The organism is Allobaculum fili (assembly GCF_020969955.1).
Classification (GTDB): Bacteria; Bacillota_I; Bacilli_A; order Erysipelotrichales; family Erysipelotrichaceae; genus Allobaculum; species Allobaculum fili.
Genome location: NZ_JAHDSX010000013.1, coordinates 45,201 through 53,055, shown reverse-complemented (window position 1 = coordinate 53,055; position 7,855 = coordinate 45,201). Strand labels below are relative to the sequence as shown.

6 protein-coding genes and 1 rRNA gene are annotated in these 7,855 nt (G+C 48.6%); all 7 read right to left on the bottom strand.

From position 1 onward, the window contains the following. Window positions 1–100 (bottom strand): 16S ribosomal RNA (locus tag Afil_RS04715); the annotation flags it as partial. Between the two features lie 706 nt (window positions 101–806). Further along, on the bottom strand, window positions 807–2,198 hold the full coding sequence (locus tag Afil_RS04710; protein ID WP_230267365.1) for an O-antigen ligase family protein: 1,392 nt from the start codon (window positions 2,196–2,198) through the stop codon (window positions 807–809). Between the two features lie 491 nt (window positions 2,199–2,689). After that, on the bottom strand, window positions 2,690–3,430 hold the full coding sequence (locus Afil_RS04705; RefSeq protein ID WP_255658219.1) for a sugar isomerase domain-containing protein: 741 nt from the start codon (window positions 3,428–3,430) through the stop codon (window positions 2,690–2,692). A gap of 313 nt (window positions 3,431–3,743) precedes the next feature. After that, window positions 3,744–4,160 carry a GtrA family protein gene (locus Afil_RS04700; RefSeq protein WP_230267361.1) on the bottom strand — a complete coding sequence of 139 codons (417 nt, stop codon included), beginning with the start codon at window positions 4,158–4,160 and terminating at the stop codon, window positions 3,744–3,746. 381 nt (window positions 4,161–4,541) lie between these two features. Continuing rightward, window positions 4,542–5,435 carry a translation elongation factor Ts gene (gene tsf / locus Afil_RS04695; protein ID WP_230267360.1) on the bottom strand — a complete coding sequence of 298 codons (894 nt, stop codon included), beginning with the start codon at window positions 5,433–5,435 and terminating at the stop codon, window positions 4,542–4,544. Between the two features lie 23 nt (window positions 5,436–5,458). Beyond that, complete coding sequence (gene rpsB, locus Afil_RS04690; RefSeq protein WP_230267359.1) at window positions 5,459–6,427, bottom strand: 30S ribosomal protein S2; 969 nt, start codon at window positions 6,425–6,427, stop codon at window positions 5,459–5,461. 387 nt (window positions 6,428–6,814) lie between these two features. Then, a complete protein-coding gene (locus Afil_RS04685) occupies window positions 6,815–7,711 on the bottom strand; it encodes a tyrosine-type recombinase/integrase (RefSeq protein ID WP_230267358.1) in 897 nt (298 codons plus the stop codon). Between the last annotated feature and the right edge of the window lie 144 nt (window positions 7,712–7,855).

Here is a 7,855-nt window from a genome sequence, read left to right as displayed (position 1 = left end):
TCACCCGTTCGCCACTGATATCCGAAGATATCCGTTCGACTTGCATGTATTAGGCATGCCGCCAGCGTTCATCCTGAGCCAGGATCAAACTCTCCATTTGATATTGACTCAAACGCTTATGCGTTTATGTTTCGTGAATAAATGATTGTTCGAGTACTTATTGTGATTTTAAGAATCGACGTTGTGTATTTCGAATTTCTTGATCTGTCTGTAAAGTTTTCAAAGAGCCATCTGTTTGTGAGAAGATCAATGTCTCTCACAAGGCTTGTTTATCATATCATCTGCAGAAATCTCTGTCAACAACTATTTGTGAATTTTTTCATGATTTTCACTTAAGCTGTTTTCTTCGATATCTAAAGGTGATTTGACGACTGAGAGAAGCAATTCACCTCAGCGCTCAACTATAATAACACGGGCATCGAAGCGATGCAAGCATTATTTGTGAATTTTTAAAATATTTTCACGAGTTGATTTCAAGCGCTGTTTCCTTGCGCAAACAGCTTTCTTATTTAATCAGAGATCTCCCCTTCTGGTCAAGCATTTTATTCTCGTAAGCCGGAATTAGAAAATTGAAATAGTAAATTCCAGCCTTGGGCAAATTTTTTTCGTTTTGTCTTTCGGAAAATCCCTCCCCGTTTCCAGCCTATCGAACCGGGGAATTCGCGGTCCTTAACAGCACCAGTAGAGCTAGGGGCTGCTGTCTTTCCAGACAAAAAATCCAGCCCTTTAAAAGCGGCTGGAAACGTAAAGGATTCAGGATCAGTAAATATTTGTCTGTCCGGTTTTCTCCATCCAGGTTATCTATGTCAGGATCCCGGCGGCCCGGTTCGTATGGACGAATATGGATACGGTTTGACCGGGCTGGAAGGACTGACCGCCTGCACCGGCTGCGAGACAGCAGGAAGCATCTTGCTGTAGGTGTAGCGGCTGGCGGAAGCGGAAATCGGAGCGGTATAGACCGGACGGACAGGAACGGATACGGCGGTAAAGGCCGGTGCGCTCTGTTCCTGACTCTGGTAAACCGGCAGACTCATAACAGTAAGCAGAACGAGAGCTGGTGCCGGAAAGTTAACAGTGCAGTCCGCAAGGCCTTCAATCAGGACAGCGCCAGTGAGGCAGAGAACGAGCGGACGATAATACGGAAGATCGGCGTTGCCTTTCATATCCCAGGCAGCCTTGAACACATTGCTGGCATAGACGCAGATAACGAGCGTGCCGACCAGTCCGGAATTGAGAAGAAGATCGAGGATCAGATTATGGGCGTGCGGCGCGGGCGGTGTCATCAGCTGGCGCCAGATCATGTCGTAATACTGCGGACCGCCGCCAAAAAGCCAGTTCTGCGAAATGCCTTCGATCGCGCCCTGCCAGATTCCGATGCGGGCATCGACGGATTTCATCTCGCCAAGCCGCGGAATCAGATGCGGGAAGAGAAGAACCAGAACGCCGAGAACGCCTAGCAGAACGATGCTGATCCAGAACGGCTTTTTACTCTTTTTAAAGAACAGGTAAACCGGAACGAAGAGTACGGCCGGAGCGAGCGCCATGCGGCTGCCCGTCAGATACAGGGCACATAAGTTCAGGATGGAGGCACCTGCCCAGAACAGCTTGCCTTCGGCTTTTTTCGTATCCAGAAACAGATACAGACAGATCGCCAGGAAGAAAACGGCCATAGCCGCATACAGGTTCGGGTTATAAAACGTCAGGCGAATACGCGCGAATTCCGGCATCTGCATGAGGCCGTCCAGCAGACTCATCTGATGGATGCCCACGAGATGGCTGAACTCCGCGAAACCGCCAAGCGCAGCCAGGCACGAAAGAACGCCGGTCGCCTGCATGCCGATTTTCAGCGTCCTCGGATTGAGTATCGGGCAGATCAGCGCCACGCTCATGGCGATGATAAACGTTCCCGCGGAATTGAGAACGCCCATGCCGTTTCCGCTGGCCAGCGAGGAAAGCATCTGAAGGGATGCGAACGTATAAATCCAGAAAGCGCCAGGCTGTCTTGCAATTGAGGATATCAGTTTTCCTTTACACGCCGCGATCAGAACGACAACGGCCAGTATTGCCGTCGCGTATTCAAAGGGCAGGAAAAGAAGACCGGATCCCGCGATCATGATCCACTCATCCATGGAAGAGGAAGCCTGTACGTCATCTGTACTCTTATTTTTTATGTGAAGGAAAGCGTTTGTAAGGGCCATCGGCCTCGGCCATTGGCCGTCACTTTCCTGAATTTGACTGATCCTTTTTCTCATAAGGAAGAATTTACCACAATCTGTAAAGCCGGTCTTCATCCTCGCATTAATGTAAGCCCGTACATTTTTGTAATCGCTTCCTGTCAATCCGTTCAGGTGTTTTCTTTCCATAATTCTTCGCATTTATGACAGTTTTGTACGATTTCACAACGATTCTTCCCTTTTTCCTGCGTCATTTTTGCGGGCGTTGTTCGGTTCGATCCGCCCGTTTTCCATTCTGGAAAACAAGCCGGCCGCTCCCTTTTTCCACACCTCTTCCGCTTCCTTTTCCGATACAGAAAAGACGCAGAGCCCCGGTTAAATAGGGGCTCTGCGTCAGAAATCTTGAAGTCTATGGAATGATCCGTTTGAAGGACAGCCAGAAGCCGGGGGCAACCGGATTTCGTCGATCCTCAAAACCTTAAGACTTTCAGGTCGATATTCTGAAATACGGTGTTTTAGAGAATATCGATGCGTCCGCGATATTTCTCGAGATACTTGCTGTTCCATTCGTCGCCATGATCCACATTGCCGGATACCCAGATTTCCGGATCCACGCCGCGATCGAGCAGACGGTCAACGACTTCCGCCATGATACCGATCAGAAGGTGCATGCCGACAATGGTCGAGGGCGAAGCAAAACGTACGCCTTCGGGCAGACGCTCGTCTTCCAGAACGGCATCGCCTTCAATGCCGCAGGCATCCAGAACGAGATCGCTGACATCTTTCAGTTTCAGGCCGGAGGAGTGGCGGGAAGCGTATTTGTTCGTATAGTCCAGAGACGTCAGGGCGATGACTTTCATGCCTTTCTTATGCGCAGCAATCGCCATATCGATTCCTGCCGGGTTGCGTCCGGAAATGGATACGATGAGCATGATGTCCTGAGGCTTGGTCACAAAGCCTTCCAGACATTTATCCGCCGTGTTTTCCAGACGTTCCATAATCTGGCATAGACGAATATCGGGATAGATGGCATACTGCGGAACCAGAATAGCATTGACCGGAACCAGACAGCCGGTGCGGTAGCACAGCTCTTCGCCAAACATCTGGGAATGACCGCCGCCAAACACGTGGAGCACGCCGCCGTCGGCCATGGATTCAGCAATCATTTCTGCAGCCTGATCGATCGCCTCTTCCTGCTCCAGAGATTTTGCCATCTGCTGCTGGCAAACCTCAAAAAACCGCTTTGCGTTTTTCATTTTCAATTACCTCTCTTTAATCGAAGCTCAAAAAATGTAAGGGCTCTACTTATATATGTAGCGTTGCACCCCTGAGAAATCAACAAAGTGCCGGTAATTGTCCGCGCTGTGCATTAACCGATTTTCCATTTCAAACGTTTGGTCCAAGGGAATCGATCGTATGGGCCCACTTGTCTTTACGAGTTCTGGCGGTCCTTCAGACAGCGCATGTTCTGACCAGGCTTCTTCGTATTGTGTTTCTTTATGCCGCAGTTCTGCGTACTTTCCTTCTGAAGGGGGATAAAAAAAAGGATGCCCTGAGGCATCCAGAAATCTAGCTCTTCTTGAAAATAATGGTTTTGGAGAAAAAGTAGTTGAGGGCGATGATGATGATATTGGCGATGACTTTCCAGAACAGTGCCGGCCAGTTCATCATATCGACCGCGAAATACATGATCGCCAAATCGAAAATTTCGGAAACGAAGCGAAATCCCGCAAAGGAAACGAATTCACGGATATCCCGCTTCCATCCCTGATGACGGGAATTGAAGACGAACAGCTTGTTCGTGATGTACGCCACCAGAACCGCCGCAATCCAGGCAAGAATGTTACTGGCGGTATTGGAAATGTGCATCTGATCGTAGCTGATATGGTAGACGAGAATATTGGTCGCGGTCGCAAATACGCCCCAGAACGCATAGCGAATGAGTTCTTTATATTTAATCAGCAGAGCCTTTATCTTGTCGATCATACGTTCCTCCCGTGTTTGTTCTATGGCTTAACGAATTTGAACATCCTGTAAGGATCAAACACGTATATTGCTTTCAAGTTAATAAGACTAAACATTTTTATCAGGCCGGCGCACGAAATGCAAGAAATTGCATGCGATCGGCTCCTGTTCAAAATGTCCGTTCTGTCTAGAAAGACAGGCAGAAACCGTTTCGATTCCGCCGTCTTTTGAAATATGATTTACATCTATCCATTTTGCGTCCGCAAAATGTGAACATTTTAAAAGATTTATGGAAGATTGGCGATTTTCTTTTTCACCAGAGAAATCCTTCGTTTCAAAAAGAAAACCCGCTTGCGCGGGTTCTTTTTGATTCAGGATAGATTTGAAACTGGAAGCGATCGACTACTTCGCAGCTGCCATCTGGGCAGCAACTTCAGCAGCGAAATCTTCTTCTTTCTTTTCGATGCCTTCACCAACCTGGAAGCGGATGAATTCAGCAACGGAAGCACCATTCTCTTTGAGATACTGGTTAACTTTCTTCTTGGAGTCGAGGAAGAATTCCTGATCGAGGAGGCATTCATCCTGGAAGTGCTTGCTGACTTTTCCTTTGAGGATGCCGGCAATCATCTTTTCAGGTTTGCCCTGCAGTTTCGGATCTTCTGCGATGATCTTTCTCTGAACTTCTTCTTCGTGAGCGAGTACGTCAGCTGGTACGTCAGCCTGGCTGATGTAGCTTGGACGCATGGAAGCAATCTGCATAGCGATGTTCTTCGCTACTTCTTCGCTTCCGCCGCTCATTACTGCAAGAGCGGAGATAGCGCCTTTGTTGTGCATGTAAGCGCCGAAGATCTGATCGTCTGTCTTCTCAACGATAACGAGACGACGCAGAGTGATTTTTTCACCGATGGTTGCTGTAGCGGAAACGATCAGGTCGTTGATGGTGCCGGAAGGCGTAACGATCTCGAGGGCTTCTTCTACAGTAGCCGGTTTCTTTTCGAGCAGAACACCCTGGATGGTGTTGAGCAGTTCGAGGAACTGATCGTTTTTGGAAACGAAGTCAGTTTCGGAGTTTACTTCAAAGATGACCGCGGTATTTCCGTCTGTTGCTACGCGGGTCAGACCTTCAGCAGCAACGCGGCCAGCTTTCTTTGTGCTTTTTGCAATACCGTTCTCACGCAGCCAGTCAATGGCTTTTTCCATATCACCGTCGGTTTCAGTCAGGGCTTTTTTGCAGTCCATCATGCCCGCGCCGGTTTTTTCGCGGAGTTCTTTTACCTGTTTAGCAGTAATAGCCATAGTTCAGTCCTCTTTCTGTCCGACTAAGCGGCTGTATTTTCAGCAGTTTTTTCTTCTGTTTTTGCTTCAGCTTTAGCTTCTGGTCTTGGTCCTCTTGGGCCCTGGCCGTCTCTTGAACCTCTGTAGCCCGGACGGTTGCCGTAAGGACGCTTGCCAGCATTGCGGCGTTCCATATTTCTTTTACGACGCTCTTCAATACGGGCTTTACGGCGTCTTTCGTTTTCAGCAATCTGAGCTTCAACATTGCGGACAACGTCTTCCATGTTGACATCTTCTTCAGGATTGTCGAGGTATGCGATTTCAAGCAGGCCGCCTTTTGCGTCTACGATAGCGTCTGCAAGAATGGTTGTGAGCAGTTTAATGGAGCGAATTGCATCGTCGTTGGAAGCGATTGGGAAATCTGCATCTTCTGGATCGCAGTTGGTGTCGAGCAGAGCGAATACAGGGATACCCAGTTTTTTAGCTTCGAGTACAGCGATGTGTTCTTCCTTCGGGTCAACGATAACGATGGCATCCGGAAGTTTTTTCATTTCCTTGATACCGCCAAGGGAAGATTCGAGTTTCGCTTTTTCTTTCAGGATCTGAGCCTGTTCTTTCTTCGTGTAAACTTCGAGTTTTCCGCTGGCTTCCATTTCTTCGATTTCAACCAGACGTTTGATACGTTTCTGGATGGTGCGGAAATTGGTGAGCAGACCGCCCAGCCAGCGTTTGTTTACATAGAAGGAACCAGAGCGAAGAGCCTGTTCTTCGATGATTTCAGCAGCCTGTTTCTTTGTGGAAACAAAGAGAACTTTTCCTCCGCGTTCGGAGATGGCTTTCAGTTCGTTGTAGGCATTTTCTACCTGTTCAAGAGTTTTGTTGAGGTCGATGATGTAGAGCCCGTTTCTGGACGTATAGATATACGGTTTCATTTTTGGGTTCCATTTGCGGGTCTGGTGTCCGAAGTGAACACCGCTCTCCAGCATCTTCTTCATGGATACAATGTTTGACATAGTTTGTCCTTTCCGTTAGTCCTCCACCCTTTCAAAGGGATGCAACATTTCCATGCACGGGCATCCGAATTCAGGGTGTGTGTAATGTAATCCGCGGTTAAAACCGCAATGAGCATTATAGCAAAGCCCTTTTCAGATCTCAAGGATTGAGACACTTACCGTCCGAAAAGTTCATACGTAAAGCGCGAAAGCCGGATTTCACCGGCGTGCTGCAGCTGGAGTCCAGTCCGAATTCCTTTTTTTCGACGAAAAAACTTCTGTTTTCTCCAGAAAACAAAAAGCTTCCGCAAAGCCGAATACAGTCATTACGGAAGCCTGAAGTCCTGAAGTACTAAGAAAGAAATTCGTACGAAGACAAAATTTTGTACGAAGACAGAACGTGAAAAATCAGGACGTCTTCTCGTCGACCATGAAGTCTTCAAAAGCTTTCTCGCAGATTTTCTGCAGTTTCTCTGTGGAAACGTGCGTATACACCTGCGTCGTCGACAGTGAAGAGTGTCCAAGCAGTTCCTGGACGACGCGCAGATTGGCCCCGCCGTCGAGCAGATGGGTGGCAAACGAATGGCGAAGCATGTGCGGATGAACGTTCATGTTCATGCCGATGCGATCCGCGTGGCTCTGCATACGGTACTGCACGCCGCGAGGCGTCAGCGGCTTTCCGTTCTTGTTATAAAACAGAAGTCCCTTCCCCGCAGACTGCGCTCGATATTTCAAAAGCAGCGGTATGAGCCATTTGGCAATGGGAACCACACGCTCCTTCTTTCCCTTGCCGACAATGACCAGTACGCGCTGATCCAGACGGATCTGCTCCCACATCAGCGAACACGCTTCCGACACACGAAGACCGCACGCGTACATCAGCGAAAACAGTACCTGATCGCGAAACTCAAGCGGATTGGACAGATCAAAGCCGCTGAGAAATTCCCGGACTTCTTCGACAAACAGAAATTCCGGAAGACTCTTTTCTTTCTTGAAGCCGTGAATGCCTTCAATAGGTACCTGCTCCATGCGGCCGCTTTCAAGCATCCAGTGATAGTAGGAGCGCAGCGTGCTGAGCTTGCGGCACATTGTCGAATTGGAAAGCATTTCGTTTTGCGGACTCTGGCGCAGATCCGCCAGAAATTCGAGAATGGCCAGCCGGTCGGCCTGCAGGTCGCTTAAGTGATGCCGGTTCAGCCAGTCCTGAAACTGACCCAGATCGTGCAAATACGCCTGGCTCGATGCGTCAGAGCGCGAGTTGGCGTAATACTGAAAACGGATGAACGCCTGAATGCGTTCATCCATTTTTTCATTTTCTAAACCCGTAGGCTGAAGAGGTGCGGCCGAAACGGAATCCTCCGTTCTGTTTTTGACTGTATCCATTTTCTGCCGCCCCTTTTCTATTGGAATTTTATGTTCTTATTTCTGGTTCTTACTTCTAGTTCTTGC

Coding starts and splice junctions, on each gene's coding strand:
- Afil_RS04710 (WP_230267365.1), bottom strand. CDS start 2,198: ATGGCCCTTACAAACGCTTTCCTTCACATAAAAAATAAGAGTACAGAT.
- Afil_RS04705 (WP_255658219.1), bottom strand. CDS start 3,430: ATGAAAAACGCAAAGCGGTTTTTTGAGGTTTGCCAGCAGCAGATGGCA.
- Afil_RS04700 (WP_230267361.1), bottom strand. CDS start 4,160: ATGATCGACAAGATAAAGGCTCTGCTGATTAAATATAAAGAACTCATT.
- tsf (WP_230267360.1), bottom strand. CDS start 5,435: ATGGCTATTACTGCTAAACAGGTAAAAGAACTCCGCGAAAAAACCGGC.
- rpsB (WP_230267359.1), bottom strand. CDS start 6,427: ATGTCAAACATTGTATCCATGAAGAAGATGCTGGAGAGCGGTGTTCAC.
- Afil_RS04685 (WP_230267358.1), bottom strand. CDS start 7,711: ATGGATGAACGCATTCAGGCGTTCATCCGTTTTCAGTATTACGCCAAC.